General features: G+C 37.5%; 23 protein-coding genes. 10 read left to right on the forward strand and 13 right to left on the reverse strand.

Annotation, left to right across the window (positions count from 1 at the left end):
- Nucleotides 1-96 precede the first annotated feature (96 nt).
- The 3 genes from tatC to tatA are packed head-to-tail and all read right to left on the reverse strand — an operon-like array spanning nt 97 to nt 1,459.
- On the reverse strand, nt 97-846 hold the full coding sequence (gene tatC, locus DBO93_RS18200; RefSeq protein WP_108457597.1) for a twin-arginine translocase subunit TatC: 750 nt from the start codon (nt 844-846) through the stop codon (nt 97-99).
- Entirely contained in the window at nt 843-1,211 is a 369-nt protein-coding gene (gene tatB / locus DBO93_RS18205; protein ID WP_108457598.1) for a Sec-independent protein translocase protein TatB, read from the reverse strand. The genes tatC and tatB overlap by 4 nt, the downstream gene beginning before the upstream one ends.
- The gene (gene tatA / locus DBO93_RS18210) at nt 1,211-1,459 is read right to left on the reverse strand and encodes a Sec-independent protein translocase subunit TatA (protein ID WP_108457599.1); all 249 of its coding nucleotides are present in this window, start codon (nt 1,457-1,459) and stop codon (nt 1,211-1,213) included. Before tatA ends, tatB begins: the two co-directional genes overlap by 1 nt.
- 155 nt (nt 1,460-1,614) lie before the next feature.
- On the opposite strand from tatA, the gene DBO93_RS18215 reads away from it, so the two are divergent.
- On the forward strand, nt 1,615-2,535 hold the full coding sequence (locus tag DBO93_RS18215; protein ID WP_108457600.1) for a hypothetical protein: 921 nt from the start codon (nt 1,615-1,617) through the stop codon (nt 2,533-2,535).
- Between the two features lie 22 nt (nt 2,536-2,557).
- Here the strand turns inward: DBO93_RS18215 and DBO93_RS18220 are convergent, their stop codons facing one another.
- From DBO93_RS18220 to ftsY, 5 genes are all read right to left on the reverse strand, one after another.
- On the reverse strand, nt 2,558-5,176 hold the full coding sequence (locus DBO93_RS18220) for an EAL domain-containing protein (RefSeq protein ID WP_108457601.1): 2,619 nt from the start codon (nt 5,174-5,176) through the stop codon (nt 2,558-2,560).
- Between the two features lie 262 nt (nt 5,177-5,438).
- Complete coding sequence (rpoH, locus tag DBO93_RS18225) at nt 5,439-6,302, reverse strand: RNA polymerase sigma factor RpoH (protein WP_108457602.1); 864 nt, start codon at nt 6,300-6,302, stop codon at nt 5,439-5,441.
- Between the two features lie 270 nt (nt 6,303-6,572).
- A complete protein-coding gene (gene ftsX, locus DBO93_RS18230) occupies nt 6,573-7,547 on the reverse strand; it encodes a permease-like cell division protein FtsX (protein ID WP_108457603.1) in 975 nt (324 codons plus the stop codon).
- On the reverse strand, nt 7,537-8,238 hold the full coding sequence (ftsE, locus tag DBO93_RS18235; RefSeq protein ID WP_108457604.1) for a cell division ATP-binding protein FtsE: 702 nt from the start codon (nt 8,236-8,238) through the stop codon (nt 7,537-7,539). The genes ftsX and ftsE overlap by 11 nt, the downstream gene beginning before the upstream one ends.
- 17 nt (nt 8,239-8,255) lie before the next feature.
- Nucleotides 8,256-9,458: a signal recognition particle-docking protein FtsY gene (gene ftsY, locus DBO93_RS18240; RefSeq protein ID WP_108457605.1), complete on the reverse strand. Its 1,203-nt coding sequence runs from the start codon at nt 9,456-9,458 to the stop codon at nt 8,256-8,258.
- Nucleotides 9,459-9,634: 176 nt separating this feature from the next.
- Here ftsY and rsmD point away from each other — a divergent pair, with 176 nt between their 5' ends.
- Complete coding sequence (rsmD, locus tag DBO93_RS18245) at nt 9,635-10,225, forward strand: 16S rRNA (guanine(966)-N(2))-methyltransferase RsmD (protein WP_108457606.1); 591 nt, start codon at nt 9,635-9,637, stop codon at nt 10,223-10,225.
- 71 nt (nt 10,226-10,296) lie between these two features.
- Here rsmD and DBO93_RS18250 read toward each other — a convergent pair whose 3' ends face one another.
- The 5 genes from DBO93_RS18250 to DBO93_RS18270 all read right to left on the reverse strand — a co-directional run bounded on the left by DBO93_RS18250 (nt 10,297) and on the right by DBO93_RS18270 (nt 16,687).
- Nucleotides 10,297-11,892 carry a serine hydrolase gene (locus tag DBO93_RS18250; RefSeq protein ID WP_108457607.1) on the reverse strand — a complete coding sequence of 532 codons (1,596 nt, stop codon included), beginning with the start codon at nt 11,890-11,892 and terminating at the stop codon, nt 10,297-10,299.
- A gap of 101 nt (nt 11,893-11,993) precedes the next feature.
- Complete coding sequence (locus DBO93_RS18255) at nt 11,994-12,956, reverse strand: adenosylmethionine decarboxylase (protein WP_162533828.1); 963 nt, start codon at nt 12,954-12,956, stop codon at nt 11,994-11,996.
- Nucleotides 12,957-13,028: 72 nt separating this feature from the next.
- Nucleotides 13,029-13,646: a YjaG family protein gene (locus DBO93_RS18260; protein WP_108457609.1), complete on the reverse strand. Its 618-nt coding sequence runs from the start codon at nt 13,644-13,646 to the stop codon at nt 13,029-13,031.
- A 200-nt stretch (nt 13,647-13,846) separates the two neighbouring features.
- Nucleotides 13,847-15,733 (reverse strand): hypothetical protein, encoded by a 1,887-nt coding sequence (locus DBO93_RS18265; RefSeq protein ID WP_108457610.1) that lies wholly within the window; start codon nt 15,731-15,733, stop codon nt 13,847-13,849.
- 189 nt (nt 15,734-15,922) lie between these two features.
- Entirely contained in the window at nt 15,923-16,687 is a 765-nt protein-coding gene (locus DBO93_RS18270; protein WP_108457611.1) for a SapC family protein, read from the reverse strand.
- Nucleotides 16,688-16,880: 193 nt separating this feature from the next.
- On the opposite strand from DBO93_RS18270, the gene DBO93_RS18275 reads away from it, so the two are divergent.
- The 8 genes from DBO93_RS18275 (at nt 16,881) to DBO93_RS18310 (ending at nt 23,451) form a co-directional block, all read left to right on the forward strand.
- Nucleotides 16,881-17,189 carry a hypothetical protein gene (locus DBO93_RS18275; protein WP_108457612.1) on the forward strand — a complete coding sequence of 103 codons (309 nt, stop codon included), beginning with the start codon at nt 16,881-16,883 and terminating at the stop codon, nt 17,187-17,189.
- A gap of 357 nt (nt 17,190-17,546) precedes the next feature.
- Nucleotides 17,547-18,533, forward strand: coding sequence for a DUF6662 family protein (locus DBO93_RS18280; protein WP_108457613.1), 987 nt, complete (start codon nt 17,547-17,549; stop codon nt 18,531-18,533).
- 91 nt (nt 18,534-18,624) lie between these two features.
- On the forward strand, nt 18,625-19,176 hold the full coding sequence (locus DBO93_RS18285) for an FMN-binding protein (RefSeq protein WP_239059041.1): 552 nt from the start codon (nt 18,625-18,627) through the stop codon (nt 19,174-19,176).
- 12 nt (nt 19,177-19,188) lie between these two features.
- A complete protein-coding gene (locus DBO93_RS18290; RefSeq protein ID WP_162533829.1) occupies nt 19,189-20,058 on the forward strand; it encodes an FAD:protein FMN transferase in 870 nt (289 codons plus the stop codon).
- Nucleotides 20,059-20,067: 9 nt separating this feature from the next.
- On the forward strand, nt 20,068-20,571 hold the full coding sequence (locus tag DBO93_RS18295; RefSeq protein ID WP_108457616.1) for a hypothetical protein: 504 nt from the start codon (nt 20,068-20,070) through the stop codon (nt 20,569-20,571).
- Nucleotides 20,568-20,966, forward strand: coding sequence for a Rieske 2Fe-2S domain-containing protein (locus DBO93_RS18300; RefSeq protein WP_108457617.1), 399 nt, complete (start codon nt 20,568-20,570; stop codon nt 20,964-20,966). Before DBO93_RS18295 ends, DBO93_RS18300 begins: the two co-directional genes overlap by 4 nt.
- 10 nt (nt 20,967-20,976) lie before the next feature.
- Entirely contained in the window at nt 20,977-22,893 is a 1,917-nt protein-coding gene (locus DBO93_RS18305; protein ID WP_108457618.1) for a TonB-dependent receptor, read from the forward strand.
- A 33-nt stretch (nt 22,894-22,926) separates the two neighbouring features.
- Nucleotides 22,927-23,451, forward strand: coding sequence for a PepSY-associated TM helix domain-containing protein (locus DBO93_RS18310; RefSeq protein ID WP_108457619.1), 525 nt, complete (start codon nt 22,927-22,929; stop codon nt 23,449-23,451).
- Nucleotides 23,452-23,597 lie beyond the last annotated feature (146 nt).

The following is a 23,597-nucleotide window of genomic DNA, read 5'->3' on the forward strand; positions in this document are numbered from 1 at the left end:
GCATATTGAAGGCTTCGACTATAACACCCATAATATTAATGACTTGCTTAACTAAGCAGTCAAAAAAAAACAAGATTATAAGCGAAGTTCTCTGCACTATTTTACATCCTCTGGCTCTGCTGTTTCTTTGTAATAAAGCGAAGCGATAATTATGCCTAGCTCAAATAGCAACAACATAGGTACTGCCAACATGGTTTGAGAAATAATATCAGGGGGAGTTAGCAACATACCAACAATAAAGGCACCAACAACAATATAAGGGCGTTTAGTCCGTAAGCTTTCTGGGGTTGTTACGCCTGTCCAACACAATAATATGATGGCAATTGGAATTTCAAATGCCGCGCCAAAAGCAAAAAAAAGTTTTAACACGAAATCTAAGTAGCTACTGATGTCCGTGGCTATGGTAACGCCATCGGGTGCGACCGATGAAAAGAATGTAAAAGCTACTGGAAATACCACGTAGTAAGCAAAGGCAATACCACCATAAAACAATAGCGTACTACCAAACATTAAAGGCGCAATTAAGCGCTTTTCGTTTTTATACAAACCAGGTGCAATAAATGACCACAACTGATACAAAATGTAAGGCATAGTAATAAATATTGATAAGACTATGGTCAGTTTAAACGGTGTAAAGAAAGGTGATGCTACGTCAGTAGCGATCATTTGTGTCCCTTCAGGCATCACAGCCAAAAGCGGCTGTGCAACATATTGATAAATATCTTGAGCGAAGTAGATTAACGAACAAAAAACAACGAGAACACCTAGCACGGCATGTAATAGCCGTGTTCTTAGTTCTAATAGATGATCAAATAATGTGTGGTTTTGCTTAGCAGTTGAACTCATTTAGTCTGCTTTTCATCTTTATTATCATTTAGCTTATCAATATCATCTTTAGACTTTATTGACTGTTCAGCTGTTTGATAGGGATTATTTACCATTTCTGCCGCTTCTTTTAGAGACTTTACAGAAGCCTCAATTTCTGGCGACAGATCCTTCATGCCTGATTGTTCAGCTTTCTTTAAATTTGCATGCAATTCCTGAATACGCAACTCTTCAGTGAGTTCGTTTTTAACGCTTTCACTAAAGCCACGAATACTCGCGATCCAACCCCTAACGGTTCGAATTGCAACGGGCAATCGCTCTGGGCCGAGAACCACAAGGCCAATAATCGCGATTAATGATAATTCCCAAAAGCCAATATCAAACATTAGACTTTATCTTTCTCTTTTTCATCCACAGCGCTCTTACTTGCTGTTTTATCACCTAAACTATCACTTGAAGTAGAATCTTCTTCTGAAGCTTGGTCTTTTTTAGCGGGTTCATCAGAAACAGCACCTTTAAAGCCTTTGATTGCTGAACCTAAATCAGTGCCTAAATTACGTAATTTTTTAGTGCCAAATAACAACACAACAATCACTGCAATAATTAATAATTGCCAAATACTTATACCGCCCATAAAAAAACTCCTATAATTTAATTGAATTCATTATAAAGTTTATAGAAATAAAATCACCAACTGATATGCTAAATGTCTAGGTAAAACAAAATTTGATAAGAATGTATTGTAAAAATCGATGTTATTGGCATTTATGCCTAGTATTTTTTTACTTTGTGTTTGCAAATTCAGCACAAGCTTTCACTTCACAAGAAGAAAAAGCGCATGTTGATCAAAAAGATGATCACTGGATGCAAGGATTGCATGAAACGGTTTCTGATTCCGTTTATCAATCTGCGCAATGGTTTGATAGCTTTTTTATCGCAAATGATAGTGAAGAACAACAAAATCCAACAACAACCGCAAAAATTCGTTTTGCCTGGTTGCCAAAAAGTCGTGACTGGAGCGAGGTAAAAACCCGCTTTCGCATACGGGTTAAGTTACCGCATTTTCAAGATAGAGTAAGTTTAGTACTCTCTGATGAAGCAGATGATCAACTCAATAACTTACCTTTAGAGTCGGCAAACACAAATTCGAGTGTTGAAGAAGAAAAATTCTCTTTAGCCTTAAACTATACCCAAGAAAAAAGAGATGATCGCTTGATGAACTATCGCTTAGGTATTTCAGGCGGTGACATATTTGTTAGAGCAAAACATAAGCGTCGTTTCGACTTGAGCCCAACACAAAGCTTCTTAGTTGAACCGTCACTCTATTACTTTCTCGACGAAGGTCTCGGCGCTAAGCTTTTACTCGAGTATGATTACCAGTTAAGCCAAAAATCTCAATTTCGCATTAACTACAGCATCCGAGGTTCGGCAGAGTTTAGTGGTATTCGTTGGAAACATGGATTCTACAAATTACATCAAATCAACGAAACCACAGCTTCAGTTATTAGCTTACAAGTAGAGGGTGAGCGTAACGGCGAACGAGGATTTGTCGTTGATAATTATACTTTAGGTTATAGATATCGTTTTAATGCCCTAAGAGAATGGCTATTTTTTGAAATAGAGCCTTTTTTAGAGTTTCCAGAAGATAAAAACTATACCACAACCCCTGGTATTGCATTACGCATCGAAGGATATTTCCATAAAGGCTAATAGTTTCAATGTTAGTGGGTTGCTATGCTCGATACATAGCAACAACATTGTTTTCAACTTTAGCTTTTTCAATTTTTCCTGGTCGGCTAATATGATAACCCTGACCAAATTCACAACCTACATTTTGCAGCTTTTTCAACATAACTTCAGACTCAATGCCTTCAGCCACTAAACGGTAGCCAAATTTTGTACCTAATTCATGTAACGCTTTCACTAATGAAAGGTTTTTATCACTTTTGTTTATCGAACGGATAAAGCTACGGTCGAGTTTAATAAACTCAAACGGATAGTTATGTAAAAAATTAAAAGAGGATAAGCCTGCGCCGTAATCATCTAAAGCTAATTTAACACCAAACTCTTTAAGTTTTCGTAAACCCTTAAGTGCTAATTCGGTATGTCGAGAAAAAGCAGACTCGTTAAATTCCAAAATAAGTCGCTCTGGCTCTATGGTATTATTGCTAATCAGTCCCATCAGCTTGGTTAATTGATTCGCTTGTATTAAATGACGTCCTGAGAGGTTAATACCAATATAAGCATGTTTATATTCTTCAGATTGTTTCCACAGTTTTAGTTGCGCACAAACTTCTTCAATAACCCATGTTTCTATATCCAAAATCATACCAGTTTCTTCTGCCATAAAAAGAAACTCACTAGGTGTTAATAAGCCTTTAGTTGGATGATTCCAACGTAAAAGCACTTCAAAACCTAAAGTTTTTGTTGAGCTTAAATCTGAAATTTTTTGATAATGTAATTCAAACTCTTTGCTTTTTATTGCCTGTCTAAGCTCTTGTTCAAGTGTCATGCTCGCAATGATTTTTTCTCGCATACTATCATCAAAGAAAACGTATCGACCGCGACCTAAACTTTTTGCTTGATACATAGCCGCATCAGCATCACGTAGTATTTCATTAGCATCTTTATAGCTAACGCGACTTTGCGCGATACCTATGCTGGCGTTTGAATATAAGGTATGGCCATTAAGTTCAAAGGGTTGTGCAATTGATGTGATGATACGAGTAGCAATTTCTTCAATATCATCAGGTGATTGCAACGAATCAAGTAACACGACAAACTCATCGCCACCTAATCTTGCCAAAATATCATTATCACGAACACAATCTCGTAACCTTCTTGAAATTTCAATTAAGAACTGATCACCAGCATGATGACCCAAGGTGTCATTAATCATCTTAAATCGATCTAAATCAATAAACAAAACTGCAAACCTATGATTTGGATGACGTTTTAAGTGTCGAATAGTATAGGTTAATCGATCTGAAAACATTGCTCGATTGGGTAGCTCTGTTAAGGCATCGTGATGAGCTTCATGATATAAACGCGCTTCTGCTTTTCGTCTTTCTTCAATTTGCATACGCAAATTTAGGTTAGTTGCTTGCAGTTCCTCTGTACGTTTATTAATAATTTTCTCAAGTGCTTCATGGCTTTGTAGCGCTTGTTGTTGAACTTTTTGTCGTATAATCTCAATCGCAATATGGTGACTAACAAAGCGAAGTAGCTCAAGATCTTTATTCTGATAAGCATCTTTATCTTGATAATGTTGAATGGCTATAACACCAAAAACTTCCCCATGGTCAGATAACGGTGCGGCCAAAAAAGCCTGAGGTAATTTATCTTCAGGATAGGGTTGAGTAAACGCAGATTGAGTAACTTCACCTTGCTCTGCTAATGTGTATATCATTCCATCACTCAGCAGTATCGGTTTGCCCGTTTTTATCGGCATTTCGGAAAGACCGTCACTAAGTTTGCGTGTTTTTGGTTGTGCTAATTTTTCATCACAATAATAGGGAAACGCTAATTGACTTTTATCATCTGACAATAGTGCAATATAAAAATTTTTGGCTGGTAAAAGTTTACTTACTTCTCGATGCAATGCTTGATAAAACTCGTCTATATCATATGATTTAGCCGTTAGCTCAGAAATATTAAGTAAGACTTGATGCGCTCTAACCGCTAACTGTCTTTCAGCAATTTCACTCTGTAATTGCTGATTCGTTTGCGTTAATTTAACTGTGCGTTGGTGAATACTTGACGTTAATAACTCTCTACTGCGAACACGATCGATTGCTGTAACTAAATGTTCAGCAATACCTTCTAATATTTGACAATCTCTTGCAGAAAAACTTAATGCCTCATCGTAACTTTGTAAGGCGATAACACCAATAATATTTCCGTTTCTTTTAAGTGGCACACCTAACCAGTCTTTAAATTCGGAGCCATACAATACAATTTCATCAGCGTTCGCAAGGTTTAATCGCATACTTTCCGAGCAATGAACTGGCTGTTGACGCAATAACACTAACCCCGAAAGGCTTTTTCGCCAATGAGTGAGATCAACTTGTTCGCACAAACCTTTTTCTAATGGGTTATGACAATGAGTTAATTGTAATTCGTCAGATGAGTTTAAAAGGGCTATATGAAAACTGTCAGTAACCAACAAGGTTTTAATTACGGATTCAAGGGCGTGATAAAACGCATTCATATCAGTTATTGAACTGGCTAATTCAGACAGTTGTAACAACCCTGATTGCATGGTTTTAATTTGTCGATATTTATTAAGTAACCGCTTTAATCTAGGAAGTTGACGTACCGCTTGTGTAGTTTCCGTCGCAGGAAATACCATGGTGTAAATTCCATTTTTTTATTATTAGTATTATTTTTATACGACTAGTCTAACAAAATAAAATTGATTAGCTAGACCTTAGCGTAATTTATTCAATGTCATCCATCGCATTAAGTTAATTTATTAAGAGGTTAGTGATAAAAAACACTTGAACTAATAGCTTAATCCATTAGTTCAAGTGTAAGTTATTTATACTTGTTTAGATTAATTTTAGACATAAAAAAACCGGCAGAAGCCGGTTTAAAATAAATAGATTTTCGAGCTATGTAGCCATTGCACCTTTTAATTTAGCCAGTGCATTTTTCTCTAATTGGCGAACACGTTCAGCTGATATTTCATATTTATTCGCTAACTCTTGTAAAGTTGACTTATCATCAAGTAACCAACGAGTACGAATAATATCTTGGCTGCGATCGTCAAGACCAACTAAGGCATTACTTAGCCTTTTATTAGCATGTTGCTCCCAGTTCGAATCTTCTACTTCTGTAGCAAGATCAGATTGCTTATCTTCTAGATATTGCGCTGGAGAATATGTGCTTGCACTAGCGTTATCATCATCGTCAGTTGATAACTCAAAGGCTTGGTCCTGGTTACTCATACGAGATTCCATTTCCAAAACATCTTTAGTCGTAACACCAAGTGTTTCAGCTACGTTACTAACTTCTTCATGACTAAACCAACCTAAACGCTTTTTATTTTTACGTAAGTTAAAAAATAATTTTCGTTGTGCTTTAGTTGTAGCAACTTTAACTATGCGCCAGTTTTTTAGTACAAACTCATGAATTTCAGCTTTAATCCAGTGCACAGCAAAAGATACTAGGCGAACACCAACTTCAGGATTAAAACGTTTTACCGCTTTCATCAGTCCGATATTACCTTCCTGAATTAAATCAGCTTGTGGTAAGCCGTAGCCTGCATAGCCCTTAGCAACATGAATAACAAAACGAAGATGCGACATAATTAATTCTTGTGCCGCTTTTAAATCATTTTCAGAATATAAACGAGTTGCTAACTCATGCTCTTTTTCCGCCGTCAGCATTGGAATGCTATACGAAGATTGCACGTATGCTTCAATGCTGCCACTTTTAGGAACAGTTAACGCCATTGATTGCATTGATTCACTCATTTAATAACTCCTCTATCTAAATCTAATCTACTCGTGATAATAACATATTTACGCAAACCACCTCAAGATACAGATTTAGTGGTAAATAATAGGGGTGTATGACCGATCATCACGATTTTAATAGGTCAACATTAGCTTAGAAGACAGTGGTAAACAACACTCTCTTTCAATTTTTTTGTCAACAAACTGTTAAACTTTGTCACCAATATAAAAATTAGCATTAATAACAAGGTGATATAAAGCCTGCAAAGACTTATAAAACCATAACAACTAATCTGCAGTTGGTTCAATCGCTCGTATATGTTGTCGTACAGAAATAAAGCTACCCAATAAACCTAGGCCTATCGCGGTCGACTGCAAAATAATTAATTCATTAAAAGATAAGCCCGCCAGTACAAATTGGCTTTGATATAGATCGGTTAACTGACGTAATGCGCCAGAAAGATAGCTGGCTAAAATAGCCACACAAATACTGGCGACAAAGCCACCTAGTACTCCATACCATACACCAGCGTATAAGAAGGGTCGTTGTATAAAGCTGTCGGTCGCGCCCACTAATTTCATTACCGCTATCGCATCTTTTTGATGAAGTATTGCCAAGCGAATAGTATTGCCAATAATTAAAACCACTGACAAACATAATAATAGTGCAATACCAAGCACAACGTCTTCAATGAGCTCCGCCATAGCTTGCAAGCGCGTTAACCATTCTAAATCGAGCTTACCTTGGTCAACACCACGTTCTTGCTCTAATTTAAGTAACAATTCTCGAGCAGCTTGGGCTTGGCTAAAGCGTTGTGTTGGCGTGACTAATAATGTCGCAGGTAAGGGGTTATCATCTAAATATTCTAAGGCTTGACCAAAACCAGAACTAATCTTAAATTCCGTTAATGCCTGTTCAGCCGAAATATAAACAACATTAGCTACTTCAGGGTAAAGCTGAATACGTTGTACAAGGCTTTGTGCTGCTTTATCAGGAGTCGATAGTTTTAAAAACAAAGTGATTTCGGAGGCAGAGTCCCACTGATCCGTAACCGTTTGAGTGTTTTTAACAAATAAATGTAAAGTTGCGGGTAAGGTTAAGCTAATACCTAAAACAAGCACCGTCATCACCGAGGTAAAAGGTGTCCGCCACAAGTCACCTAAGCTACCTATTGCTTGTTGTAAGTGCCTTAGTACCCTATCGGTAAAGCGTGCAGTCCAGTTTAAGTGTTGGCCTTTATGGCGCGTGTCGTTAGCTGCCATTGTGTTCACCCATTGCTTGTAGCCCATCAACAATACCATCGGTAATCATATGCCCTTGCTTTAGGGTGAGTGTTCTATATTTCATTCGAGCAATAAGCCCTAGATCATGAGTAGCAATGAGCACACTAACGCCCATATCATTGAACTCTTCAAATAACCGGATAATATCTAACGACAATTTCGGGTCTAAATTACCCGTTGGCTCATCGGCTAATAAAATGGGGGGCTTGTTAACAATAGCTCGTGCAATACCTACACGCTGTTGCTCCCCACCTGAAAGCATATTCGGAAAACACTTTAATTTACTGGTTAAATGAACTTTATCAAGCGCGGCCTCAACACGTTTACGCGTTTCTTTTTGGCTGTAACCTTCAATAATCAGGGGGAGTGCTACGTTTTCAAATACGGTGCGATCGGCTAATAGATTATGATTTTGAAATATCATGCCAATACCACGTCGAACATAAGGTATTTGTGAGTATTTAATAGTAGATAATTCAGTGCCGTTTATTTCAATGCTTCCAGTACTGGGCTTTTCCATCATACTCATGAGCTTCAATAAAGTACTTTTACCTGCCCCAGAGTGACCCGTTAAAAACGCCATTTCACCGGGAGCAATAGTAAAGCTCACTTTTTTAAGTGCTAAAAATCCTCCTGGATAAGTTTTGCTAACGTCATTAAATCGGATCATATTAAATCTTATCTTTCTTATGCTTCGTGAGTAAATAATGCTTCGATAAAGTCATTGCCATTAAATGGTCTTAAATCGTCGATACCTTCTCCAACACCTAGATAGCGAATTGGAATAGCATGCTTGTCTGCGACAGCAAAAACAACACCGCCCTTTGCAGTACCATCGAGCTTGGTCAAGGTTAAACCTGTTAAGCCTACGGCTTCGTTAAAAAGTTTAGTTTGGCTTAGCGCATTTTGCCCTGTACCAGCATCCAGCGTTAACATCACTTCATGCGGTGCATTAACATCGAGCTTTTTCATAACACGAACAACTTTTTTAAGTTCTTCCATTAAATGACTTTTATTTTGCAAACGCCCTGCAGTGTCGGCAATAAGCACATCAACACCACGTGCTTTTGCAGCACTAATAGCATCAAATATAACCGAGGCACTATCAGCACCCGTATGTTGAGCAACCACTGGAATGTCGTTTCGCTCGCCCCATACTTGTAATTGTTCAACAGCCGCCGCACGGAAAGTATCGCCCGCAGCTAACATTACCGATTTGCCTTCTGCTTGAAATTGTTTAGCTAGCTTACCAATGGTGGTAGTTTTACCCACACCATTAACGCCAACCATTAAAATGACAAAAGGGCCATTGGTTGAGTCAATTTCTAACGGCTGAGTCACCGGTTCAATAATTTTTTTAAGCTCAATCTTTAATAACTCATATAATGCTTCGGCATCTTTTAAATCACGACGAGATGCTGACTCTGTTAATGAATTGATAATTTTAGTTGTTGTTTCTACCCCCACATCGGCGAGTAATAAATGCGTTTCGAGTTCTTCGAATAATTCTTCGTCTATTTTTTTACCACTAAATAAACTGACAAGTCCGCCGCCCAAGTTTTGGCGTGTTTTTGTTAAACTTTGCTTTAAGCGAGTGAAAAAGCCAGCTTTTGGCTCTGGCTCTGGCTCTGGCTCTGGCTCTGGCTCTGCAGGAAATTCTTCAACAACAGCCCCATCAATTGCAACAACTTCCGCTAATGGTGGCACGCTAAATTCAGCAAGTCGTTTTTCATCAACAGCTGCAGTGGTTGTTACTTGCGCTTCATTCTCGATGGATTGCTCAACGTCTTCAATGCCTTGTTCAACGTCGCTTTTAGCTTCTGAAGTCGCTTTTTCTTGTTCTTTATTACCCAGACCTAACCAGGAAAACATACCTTTTTTCTTCGACATAAATGTATTTACAATATTAGTTGGATGTATGAGTTTACTACTAAAATCATTTGACTAGAATAGGTTCAAAGGTGAACAATTCCTAAGATCAAGTTGGTATTCGTGAGTAAACAAGGATAAAATTATCGATATAGTATCACCTAACCTGCCGACAAAAAACAAAAGCTGTTTAAGTTATGAGCAAAGTCAAAAAACAATCTGATAAAAATGCCCCTAAAGGCCAAATTCGCATCATTGCAGGTCAATTTCGTGGGCGAAAATTGCCCGTATTAATGGCAGATGGTTTACGGCCAACCACTGATAGAGTGAAAGAAACCGTATTTAATTGGCTAATGCCTTATATTCAAGACGCTAATTGCTTAGATTGCTTTGCCGGGTCTGGCGGATTAGGCTTTGAAGCCATATCACGTGGTGCAAGTGCTGTAACATTAGTCGAATTAAATAAACTTGCAGCCCAGCAGTTAAAAGACAATAAAGCACTTCTCAAAGCAGATAATATTCAAGTTATTCAGCAAAATGCTTTAGATTTTTTACACAATAACCAACAGAGTTATTCGTTAGTGTTTATTGATCCACCTTTTAGAAAGGGCTTAGCGCAACAAACAGCTCAATTGTTAAGTGAAAAAGGTTTAACGGATGATGCCTTAATATATGTTGAGATGGAAACTGATCATAATACGCAAATAATGCCAAGCCACTGGCAACTGCTAAAAGAGAAAGTTGCCGGGCAAGTTGTTTATCGACTTTATCAGAATAGTGCGGATTGAACTCAAAAGAGAGCACTGTAACTATTGCAATAATATAGCGATATAAGCCGCTATATTATTAATTTTTATAGTTAATGTGTAATAGCTTTAGGCTTTAGCATAAGATCATGAAAATCAAAGCTAAAATCTGTCGATTCAGATACCGCCGTCATAGTGACAAAGTTAATGCTACCATCTGAATTTAGCTTGAAATTCACATAAGCATCCGCTTCTAAAGTACGGTCGTCCCAGCGAACAATAAAGGTGTTGTGCTGATAATGCACTAACTTACCAAGCAATGCCGGCGTATTAGCAAACTGCATGACCAAATCATCGTTCGTTAAACTAATGGTAATTTCACCATACCAATTATCAACATAGCTTTGAGCATAATGAGCGAGTGATAAAGGGGGAGTTGAATTCTTATCAATATTTGCGGCTACTTTTGCTAACTGTGTTTTTTTCTTAGTGGTTTTTTCTCCCTGTAATTTCGCATAATGTTCAACCCAATCTTTTGCAGGCAACTCAAGATATTCGGTTAAAACTTGTTGAGATAATGCGTTAAGGGCAAATCCTGACTGCTGATTAGTTAAAATTATCATAGCTAAATTTTCTTCTGGCACCATCACCACTTTTGACACCATACCTAATATTCCTCCGGTATGTCGTACCACTTTGACCCCGTGATAATCTTTTACAAACCAACCTAAAGCATATGCATAAAAATGCGTTTTATCTTGCGCTGTTGTTTGTTGCGAAACAGGTAATAATGTACGTGCTTGCCACATCTCACGACTTTGCTGCTCACTAAAAAGTCTTAACGTTGTATCATCAACATCATATTGTCCGCGATTAAGCTGTGCTTTAAGCCATAACGACATATCATTTACACTAGATGCCACAGAGCCCGCAGAAGAAAATTGTTCTAAAAAGTTACCACCAACAACGTTTAACTCTCCGTCTAGAGGTACATGAGCACGAGCAACATTTTTATTGTTTTTGGCAATCAAAGAAAACTTAGCTCGGGTATTATTCATTCCTAATCGATCGAAAATACGTGTTTGAATTACTTCTTGCCAAGGCTGTCCGGTTAGTTTTGCAATGATCTCTCCTGCAATAACATACATTAAATTATCGTAAGCAAATTCGCTACGAAAGCTCGATACTTGCGGTAAATACTTTAAACCTTTAATAACATCTTGGTTGGTAAGGGTGGTTTCAGGCCATATCATTAAATCGCCAGCACCTAACCCTAAACCACTGTTATGTGATAGCAAGTCGATGATTGTAAACTCACGCGTAACATAGGCATCGGGTAGTTGAAACTCTGGAATAATATCAATAACTTTTGTTTGCCAAGTTAACTTCCCTTCATCCACTAAGCCTGCCAATAACGCCGAGGTCATCGCTTTGGTATTTGACGCTATACCAAATAAGGTATCTGCATTTACTGGCGCTTTACTGCCGTGTTTAAGCACGCCAAAGCCCTTACTTAGCACCACCTCGTTATCTTTAATGATAGCGACAGCAATACCTGGCACTTGAAAAGTGCTCATGATTTTATGAACAGATGATTCAATACGCTCAATTTTATTACTATTACTAGCACTAAGCGTTTGTGCATTTACGTTCTGAAGTGTCGATAGCGCAATTAAGCCAGCACATAGCCCGATATAATTTAATTTCATCTAACTTCCTTGGTTGATTATTTGATCATTCATAAAAATCGGACACCTAAAATAACTTTAAATAAGCTTTTAAAACCTAAGTCCATTTTATAATAAAGAGATTAAAGTGTGTGGCTTACATCGTCAACATCAAGTAATTCTGCTTGGTTAAAAACGGTTTGTGGCAGAATATAATTAGCAAAACTCACTAAATCATTATTACTTAAATGCTGTTGAAATAAAGACTTACTAATATATTCTTGAGGTAGATACTGACGCGTTAACTCACTAAAGTCAGTTTCGTTAACACTTAAAAGGTCAATCGACTTAGGTGCTAAAATACGTAAAAAGTCTGGCGCAAGTGCAATCAAGTTAATGTTAGCTTGAATACTGACATAACTACTGCTCGCTTGCGGCGTAATATGGATAGTTAAGTAATGCATGCCTTTAATGGCATTAATGGAGTAACCAAAAGGTTCAAAAACAAAGTCATCCAATATATAACCCGCTAGAAGTCGATCTAATTGTAAAAATTCTCTAATTTCATTAGCAGCTAAACCAAGGGTAGTAAGTTTATCAGAAGCTTTTTGGCAAATTTGGTAAGCGATTAACTCGTATGATTTATCTTCTTGGTTCAACTTAAAATGGGTATCTTGATTAAATATATAATTATGATGACCGTCTAATTCGCCAAATCGAAATGATTTACCTTTTACGTATTGTCCAAGCAAAGCAATATCATCACCAAAACTACTTAACTGGGCATGAGCGAAATACTCATTTTTTCTTTGATAAGTGATCTGCTGAATTTTACTCATCCCGACTTGTTGAATAAAATATTCAACAGAATGTACTAAACGGGTATTGCCACAGGTAATAATAAGTAGACGATCATGCCAAACAAATAAACTAGATTCCGATAGCAAAAATGCTTTACAGTCTTTATTTTCAATCGTTGATAATATTTTTGCATTACAACATTGTACAAGTGCTTGCCAAAAATTTTCTTCGAGGTCAGCGATTAATGAAATTTGCGTGGCATCAATGATAATTTCAGCTTTCTTTTCTGAACCTTCAAAAAACAATTCATTTATCCTCGGTTATCTAGCTTTCAATTAATTCGACCAAGCGTTTTATAAATCAGTAAACGCATTTGACTAGGCAGTGTTAATTTCTATACCTAGATTTGAAAGGCCTTCTTCTAATACCAAGGCTTTGGCTTTAACACAACTTGCCTTGTTTTCACTGGCTGATGTTAAGAAGTCAAATAACTCATTTTGTGTGGCAATTTCCCACTGCATTAATGGGTGTTCACGAATTTGCTGCTCTGAGATCATTATCTCGTCTTCTTCTGGCGTTATTTCGTCAATTTGCTGAGCTAAGCTCAACTCAACATAATAACTAACACTGTTTTCTGACAACTTACTCACGTTGATAAAACCATCGCTTTCAGGGTCTTGCATTGCTTGAAATAACGACATTAATGCCATTGCACTATCAAGCGCAGGAAATACCCCTAAAAAATCAAATAATTCAGGATCAGGCACTTGTTCTTCAAGTTTTGCTATTTGGGCATCATAGTTAATTTTGCAACGGTTGGCTTTATCTAACCATTGCCAAATAAGGTCTAACTGATTTCTCAAAATCTTAAAATTACCAAACTCGGTATGCTCTGAAAACATTTGATAATTTGGTATCATGCGCTCAAGTAATGCTGCACAAAATGCCACCTGTTGCCATTGGCTTAATTTATTAAAAGGTAGGTTTATCGACACGTAGAGTCTCGTTATTTAGATTGAAAAAGGAAGGTATTATATACCGATATACCATTAAGATGCGAGTTACATCAAGTTGCAAGCGCCCAGTTTAACCGGCATGTTTTTATCCATAATGAGTTCGTTAAAACGGTGGCATTAAAAATAGGGTTTATGAACGGATAAAAGTACTGTTTACAAAAATTACCCGTAGTTATCGCTTATTTGCTTAATTTTGTTATCTGCTTCTGCGCATACTCAAAGCGCAATCGATATTCAGTTAGTTTATCTTCGAGCTCATTAATTTGCTGGTCTAATTTTCGATTTAACTCAGTGTTTTCATCACGAAGATATTTTATTGTTTCACGGGCTTTATTATATTCTACTTCTTGCTTGCCTTTATTTTCTTGATGCAGCAGTCTATTTTTCGCTGTTCTTGCTCTATCTTGGTCTAACTCTGCTTTAACAGTTGTTAATTGTGTTTGTTTTTTATTTAAATCTTGCTCTATTTTTTCTAAATTTTCTAAGGCCTGGGTATAAGAAAGCTCTAATTCAGAAAACTTAGACATTGCTGTTTCTGTCTTTGTCACTTGTGCTTCGAGCTGCTGCGTTAAATCAGACGCTGTTGTATCAGCCTGTCGCTGTAACTCGGTAAGTGCTTTGTTTTTATCGGTTAAAACCTGTAGATGCCCGGTCACCACTTGCTTATGGTTTTCATCTTGCTTATCAATGGCTTGTTTAAACTTCAACTGCTCATTTTCATTTTGACTTAACAGATCATTGATTTTTTCTAGTTGGGTATGATTTTCTTGCGATAAATCGGCAATAGTTTGTTGGCTATTTTTCGCCTCAGTAACACTTTGTTCTAGGGTTTGTGTTAACTCAGCTATCTGCTTAGTTTGTTGTTCATTGTTGCTGTTATGCTTGAGTTCGGCTTGTTCTAAAGACGTTTTTAAATGTAAATTATCGGCATTAAGTTTAGCGGATACTGACAACTCTTTTTGCAATTGCTGTTCAAGTGAATTCACCGTCTCCGCTACCTGAAATTGTTGCTTATTAGCGGCAACTAGTTCTTCATTGGCTTCTGCAAGCTTGTTTTCAAGTGCTTGTGTATCGCGCTCCGCTTCGTGAATTTGTTTAATGACCTGTTCATTATCGACTGACAATTGCTTTAAAACGAGGGAATTTTTTTCTTGCTCATTAAGCCACTTGTCATTAATTTGTTGTTTTTCTTTTTCATATTGCTGTTGTGCAGAAACCGCGTCTTGCTCAATTTGGACTATCGTTTGCTCTTGGCTATTCACTTTTAAAGTTAAGTCACTATTTTCGTGCTCTACTTTAGTTATCGTTGCTTGCTGCTGATCAATACTTACTTGTTTATTTTTCAGCTCTTTCTGTAAAGTAGAAATTTGCTCATGTAATAAGTTTGCTTGTTGCTGTTCATGATTCAACTGCTCACTACTTGACAGTAATTTATGCTCTTGTTCTGCTTTTAAGTATTCTAACTCACTCGATACTTGATCAAATTTAAGCTGTAAATCAGAGTATTGCTGATTTTGAACCGCAAGCGTTGCAGCTTTAGCCTTGTCATTTTTGGCTAATGCGTCTTTTTCTGTGGTTAATTCATTTAGCGTTGTTGTCGCATTTTCTGCAGCTAAACTTACGGTTTTTAATTGCTGTTGCTGCTGCTCGTTCTCTTGATTAAGTGTTGCAACTTGTTTAACTAACTGTGAGTTTTCAGCCAGTTTATCTTTCAAAATTTGTTCTGAGTCTGTTAGCTTAGCGCTGTTAAGATTTTCTGCGTTGGAGAGTTCTTCTTGAAGTTGTGCTAATTGGTTATGCTGCGCTTTTTGTTCTGCTTTTAATATTTCAAGCTCACTATTATTTTCTTGTTGGCTTTTAGTAGCCAGTAATTGCTGCGACTGAAACTGTTCTTCAAGCGCCATATAAAGTGGGTGCGTGGTAACAATTTCAGGGCTAACGTCAATATTATCGCTATAATTAGTGAGTAATGCAGTGATTTTATCTTCAATTTGTAAATAAATATCACCCGCCAAGTTTTGGATGTTTTCTTCAATATCACTTGGTAATTTTTTCTGAACAGTCATACGGTATAAATCCCTAACCCTACATCAATTAAACACCATCAGCCAAAATCATCCTATCAGACGTTTAATGTAGATTCATCAATTAATACTGTTCTGGCTAAAAATTAAACGAAGGCTTCGTAATATCTTAAATTTTAAGCAAAAAAAAAAAGACCAACAGGTCTTTTTTTTACTAGCTTTACTTAAGTGTTATTTTTCAGCTTCAACTGTTACTGGTGAAAAGCGAATAGCATTTACTTTAGCTGTTGATTCACTCTGATTACGCAATTGAGCTAAACGATTAACTTGACCAACAGAGCCTAACATTGCGTGAATTGGAATAAACAAACCACGTTTATGAAAATCAAGTACTTGCTCATCACTTAATGCTTGAATTTTCTTTTCGTCAACACTGTATAAGCCAACAAGTTTCTTAGTTTCACCTGAAGCAAAATTTACATTAAGCTCAAGTTCTAGTAATAAATCATTATCGACTAATTCTTTAATGAATTTTTCGTTCATTACTTCATTGTCGTATAAACGACCCAGTGAATCTTGTACGCCTTTAAAGAACTCTGTGTCATTGCCTTCAGCATCAAACAACTCATGTTCATTATCTTCGCCGACAAATTTACTGTCTAAATCTATACAAGCCGTTAATGTTTTTTCTTTCTCAGGGTCTAGACCTAGAGAAAAAGGTGACATTGAAATACTTTGCGGAACATAAACTGCCTGCCAAGAATCTTCTTTATAATATAAGTTTTCGCCGGACTCTAAGCCCAACATAACAACACTACGGTAACGTTCGCTACCTTGATCTTTTACAAATACAACAGGGTAACTCGTGGCCGCTTGAGAAAACTCGGGTGCGGTGATCGGTGCAATATGTTGAGTAGATACATTTGATAAATCACGTTTTGCAGCGATTTTAATATTCTGATGAGTTTCTTTTTTAATCGGGGTAATGTTAGCCATGAATAGGGTCTCTTTTTACTGCGTCTTTAATCTTTGTCATTTTTGACACATGTTTTGTTGTGATAATAGTTATGGAGACACGCGAAGTCGCTTTCAATGGTATAATCAAATTATCTTCAGATATTTTTAATTACACTTGAGTTATTTTAGAAAAATTATACCTTAAATTTATTTAAAAACAGAAAGTTAACCTATGAATATAACAAAATACTTTTGTGCCGTAGCCATTTTGATCAGCCCAGTTATTTTAGCATCACCCAAAATAACGGTCAGTTTTGGCGATTCAAATGGTTTTGCACAAGTAAAAATTAAAAACGAAACATTCGAGCCTTTAGCTTGTTATGTCGCTATAGATGGCCACAGAATAAAATTTCAATTACAAGTTAAGTCTTCATCCCCTTGGATAAGTGCTACAGATAAACAGTTCAACTACCAAAATTTTAGTACTTGGTGTGACTACTTAGAAATTCATCCTAAGTATAAATCCTATCAAATATATTAATTTTTCGGGTATATAAACCTTAGTTACGCCCACATATCTGCACCACTAAGCAAATATAATTCTAAGTACACATACAAAATAGTATTAGTAAGAGCAATAATCACCACATTGATATATCCACTTAAGTCAGCAATCTTCGCATAGCTAAATTTACAATAAAAACAACACTCCAATCTGCAATGATTTCTCAATTTTTCATTTTACAATCTTAGACACGTGTCAGCCCAAAAAAATTGGAAACTCCTCAAAACAAAACGCTAATGATAACAATTATCAGTTGCGTTACGTTTTGTAACACCTTATAATATTTTGCATAACAACAATCGCTTTTTCGATAAAAACTAGGTTCAAAATAAGATGAAACTCAATTTCAACACTCTCATAGCGGCAGCAATATCTACGACAACTTTTATTGCTTCTGCAGGCGAAAATTTATGGGTTTATGCTAAAGGTACAGACACACGTCCAGCTAACAGCTATGAATTTAAAATTGCTGACACTATTCGTTTAGATAAAAATGCGGGTGATCATTACACCTTTCACGATATTCGACCTGAAATTGAATACGGTGTAACGGATAAACTCACCATTGCCGCTGAAGCGATTATTTTTATTCACGATTACGATGTAGGCTCAGAAGCAGATGGCGCGCCATGTCCAATGTGTGAAGCAGGCGATGGTACTGGCAAATTTAGCGATACACAATTTGCCGGTTACGAGTTGGCCATGAAATATAATGTTTTAAGCCCGTATAAAGATGCTTTCGGCTTTTCATATGGATTAAGTTATGAGCGTCGTGACAAGTATCGTTTAGATGGTGCTGACATTGATCAAAACTCATTTGTTGGAACGCTATTTTTCCAGAAAGATTTTCTTGATGACACTGTAATTACCGTACTTAATATTAAAACTGAATTTGAACGCAGAAAATCAGGTTCGGTTGTCGAAGATGAGTTTGCCGTTGATATCTCAGCAGGTATTTCATACCGTTTCGCACCACAATGGTTTATCGGCCTAGAGTTTAGACACCAGTCTGATTATTTAAACCCTCAAGATAAAGCAGAACAAGGCAATACTGAAGGCGGTTTTGATGAAGAAGGTTACACCCTTGGTTTAGATAAAACTAATTTTGATTTAACTGACTTCCGTATTGGCAGCCAACATCAAAACGGTAACTATTTTGGACCTACATTGCATTTTGCAGAAAAAAAATGGTGGGCTACAGCGGGCGTTTTATGGCAAATCAGTGGCGGCGGCTCTGAATATGCCGATGTACGAAATGGCCGTAACTGGGATGAGCATGAAAAAATGCACATCGGCTTATCATACGGCTATGAATTTTAATATTTTCAATTGTGTTGATTGACCTCAATAAGGCTTACATTCATTTGTAAGTCTTTTTCGTATTAACCATATACAGCGGATTACTTAGATCATGAGCATGTTACGCAGACGATTTTTGAAAGGTTTAGTCGCTACAGCGGCAAGTTTCGCGCTACCTATTCAGCTCGCATTTGCAAAAAATTATTTGACGATTGAACAGGCCCAAAAAATATTGTGGCCAGACCAAAACCTTACACCAACACCAATCACGTTAAGCGAAGCACAGGCAGATCTAATTGAAGAACTTGCTGATATTCGCGTCCGTAATCATTTTATAAATGGCTGGCGCTCTGAAGATGGTGGATGGTTTATTGTTGATCAAGTCATAGGTAAACACGAAAATATCGATTTAGCAGTAGCGATTAGTGCTGAAGGTAAAGTGATGGGTATTGAAGTACTTACTTATCGTGAAACCTATGGTGATCAAATTATGCATCCAAAATGGCGAGCACAATTTTACGGTAAAGATAGCAGCGAATTTTTAAAGTTAGATAAACAAATCAGAAACATTTCTGGTGCAACACTGTCATGCCGACATGTTACTGACGGTATTAACCGACTTAACCACACTTGGTCTACCGTGTTGAGTAAGGTAGCGCGTTAATGGATAAAACATGTGGCCTCTAATCACACAATAAAGCGCTGTAAGCCTTTGCTTGGTACCTTTATCGAAGTTGATTTGTATGGTGATCTACCAGAAAAAGATCTCGTGCATTGGTCAAATATCGCGTTCAATGAAATAGAACGCATCCACCATGCGCTGAGTTTTCACGCTCCAGAAAGTGACATATCAGTATTGAATAGAGCACTATTAACTGCACCACAATCTGCACACAATCTTACCGACGACCTATCAGTTATCTTAGCTTTTGCTCATGCGTTATTTAAAAGTACACAAGGCTATTACGATCTCAGCGTTGCTTCCAAATTAGTCAATGATAAGCACTTGCCTGAGCATTTATTTTTAGCTAATTCGTTCGAACATAATCAACCATTAGGCACATTTGCTGATGTCTTAATCAGTAACAACCAAATAAGCAGTAAGCGACCCATTATTATTGATTTAGGTGGAGTCGCGAAAGGTTATGCCGTTGACCAAGCGATTGCACTTTTACCCGAAGACATTTGCGGGAGCATTAATGCAGGTGGCGATATGCGTGTCATTGATTGGCAAAATAAAAAAGTAGAGATCAAATATGGCAAACGCTTCAGCGCCTTAAAAAAGCTACAAATGGCCAATACGGCATTAGCCACAAGTGCTAGTTATTATAATGAAGGTGGCTCACAATATTTTAATCCAATAGCTAACCATTATGTAAAAATTAAAGGCAGTATGTCGGTTTTTTCTGAAAAAGCCATGCACGCTGATGCATTAACGAAAGTTGCCTTGTTGGTCGAGCGCCAACAAGCAAAACAGATATTAACAGACTACAACGCCACTGCGATCAGCATTAATCGTTTTGGCTTTAGTCGTCAATTAATCTAGAGCATTTACATGTCGAATATCAGTCGAAAAATTGCCAAAAAATATCGTTATATTTTTTATTTTAATTTAGTAGTCAGTGCATTAAGCGGTGCAACTTTCTGGCTACTGCGAGAATTTGCCATGGTCGAAGGTGACTTTGGGCCTGAATCGCACTTTTTGCAATATCCAACTTTGCAACTTCACGGTTTTGCAGCATTTTTTATGCTAATGGCGTTAGGTGCTATATTTACTTCTCATATTCCAAAAACTTGGTACAAGGATCAAGCAAAAAAATCGGGGCTTACTATGCTCTGTTTTATCGTTTTTTCTCTCTTGTCAGCCTATTCACTTTATTATTTAGTTACTGAAGATTGGCACGTTTTACTTGGCAATGCCCATGCTATTGTCGGTATATGCTTACCCGCTTTACTCTATTTTCACATTCGTACAGGTCGAAAATCGACACGTGGAAAAAACCGTCAGCCGATCAAAAACAATGATAAAGCTCGATCATCTGCTGGTAAAGTTTCATGAAACGCCGCTCATTTTTAAAAACGGCATGCTTAGCAAGTAACTGCTTATTACCGGCATGCAAAAGCACAATGGTTCATGTGGAATCAAAGCGAGTCGGTAAGCAAATTTTCATCGAAAAAACATTATTTAATCACCGTAGTAACGTTACCGTAGCCTATAATAAATATGCTATTGGTGTGGTAAAAATTGATAATGATCACTTCGCAGCATCGTTATTAGCATGCACACACAATGGCTGCGCACTTACACCAACAGAACTTGGTTTTATTTGTCCTTGTCATGGCGCTAGATTTGACGCTTTATGGCAAGTAAAAAAAGGCCCTGCAGAACAAAATTTAACACGTTTTATCACCAGTACTAATTCACAGTCTGTCATTATCCACTTAACCGATTAAGCTATTGATTATGTTTAAATTTACAACGACGTTGAAGTCTATAACGCATTTATTTTTAGCTGTATTACCTTGTCTAAGTTATGGCTATACGGTCCCCGAGCCAAGTACCACTGAAACCATGACTATTTCTTATAATAAGTCGATAAAATCACTCGACGATAGTCGTACCAGTGACAATATTATGGTGCATCCCGAGCAAACTGTTCAAGCTCCGAATACGGTGGCAAATATAATTACACAGCAAGCAGGCGTTGCGCTCAATGGCCAAGGAGGATTATTTCAAAGTTACAATATTAGAGGCTTTAGTCGCTCACGTATTAAAACAGAAGTCGATGGCATACCTATTATCACCGATCGACGTGCAGGCAATGCCGTTTCTTTTATTCCAAGTGAATTAATTTCTGGGGTTTATATTCAAAAAGGACCTCAATCCACTTTATACGGTTCTGACGCCATGGGTGGCGTTATTAGTATTGCCACTAACGCATTTAATAGCTCAGCAGTGGGCATAACCATGCAGCCTCAAGATAATGCACAACATATTTGGGCACGCTTTAATGGTGAGTCAATTAGCGCCAGTGTAATTCATCGTCAAGCCGACAATGGACGTTCTCCAAGTAATGAAGGTACCTCCAGCACTGAACTGAACACTCAATATCAACAACTGGCCGCCACTTTATCGGCAGCATTCACGTGGCATGATATTGATATTTTTGCTTCGAGTATTATCAGCCAAGGTGATGACATTGGAAAAAGTTCCAGTACCTTTCCTCAGCAACGGATCAGTAGCTATCCACAAGACGATCACTTGTTGTCACAAATTGAATTTTCATCACTAGGACAATGGAAAGTAAAACTCTATCAACATCAACAACAATGGCAAACACACATAGTTCGTCTAGATGACAACCAAGCAACAGCCAGAAGTAATATCACTGACTACCAATCAAACACCTATGGTGCTTATGGCTCTTGGCTTGTAGATAATACCGTACTCGGCCTAGAGTGGTTCGGGCGTCATAATATCGATATTAGTGAGCGTGAATTTACTAGTGGTGGCGAGCTTGCTTGGGCAAAAACCGTGGTTGATGCCGATGAAGATACTTACGCAGCGTATATTTTACATGATTGGCATGTTAACAAACTCACCCTAGCTACAGGTGCACGATTTGACAGTATTAATGTCTCTGCTCAACAGCAAACTAAACGCGATAATTTTTTATCCTTATCTGCTGATATTTCTTACACACTATCAGCACAAACTTTCGCCAGCATACAAATCGCGAATGCGTTTCGCTTTCCAACAGTAAGTGAACTCTTTTTTTCTGGTGAAACACCCAGAGGGAATACCCAAGGAAATATGGATCTTGAACCTGAACAAAGCCTAGGGTTGCAAATATCGATAAACCACCAGTTAACACCTGAATTTTCCACACGTTTTAATGCCTACCATTATGATATTGATGACTATATAGAACGCTACACTCTCGATAACATTCGCTATTACCGTAACAGCGAGCGCGTAACGATCAGAGGCTTTGAACTCATTAATGATTGGCGCATTAACCCACAATGGCAAACAAGTTTAGGATTACAGTGGCAACAATCGCGTGATATAAATAACAATACGGTTGATGATGGTTTACCCAAAGCACTTAAATGGGCACTAAATTGGCAACATAATGCAATTAATATCCGTCAGCAATTAACGGTATTGCTCGAACGTTCTGATGTTGGTCCATCAGAAAGCACACAAGCTAGTGAACTTATTTGGCAAATAACAGGGGACTATCAACTCAGTGAAGATATAACCTTAAGTATGTCGATACTTAATATCACCGACAATGAATATCGAGCCTCAAGCGACGAAGACGCCGCTTATCAACCTGAGCGTACTATCAATATAAGTGGCTTATGGCGCTTTTAATTCACACAAACATCAAAGAACAAACGAGTAGTGATGAACTTTAATAGAATCAACCGCAGCACCCATCGATGGGCAAGTATAGCTATCGCCATACCCTTTTTGGTTATTTTAGTGACAGGGATTTTACTGTTATTAAAAAAAGAAGTTGAATACATTCAGCCAGCGAGCACAAAAGGTCAGTTCAACCAGCCCAGTATCAGTTTTTCGCAAATACTCACCATTGCTAAAACAGTAAAAGTTGCAGAAATAGACTCTTGGCAAGCCATAGATCGCTTAGATGTACGACCAAATAAAGGCATTATCAAAATACGCGCGAAGTCGCACTGGGAAATTCAAATTGATGCCACAACCGGAGAGGTTTTAAAAACGGCCTTTCGACGTTCAGATATCATTGAGCAGTTGCACGATGCAAGTTACTGGCAAGATAAAGCAAACCTCTGGTTTACACTGCCAATTGCCGTCATCATGATTGTCATCTCAATTACTGGGATCATTTTATTCTTTTTACCTTATTACCGCCGCAACAAAAACCAAAAGCTATTGAAAAATAAGCACTAATTTATTTAAAGATAATAGCAGTAATCAATGTTTTGGACCAATGAAGCTATAAGTGTTCCTAAACCTGAGACTAAGCCATGACGATTAATAGCGAGAACATCCAAGCACCAAATACCTATTCAAGTTAGTTAGTTTCATTTCATCTT

It is taken from the genome of Colwellia sp. Arc7-D (assembly GCF_003061515.1).
GTDB lineage: Bacteria > Pseudomonadota > Gammaproteobacteria > Enterobacterales > Alteromonadaceae > Cognaticolwellia.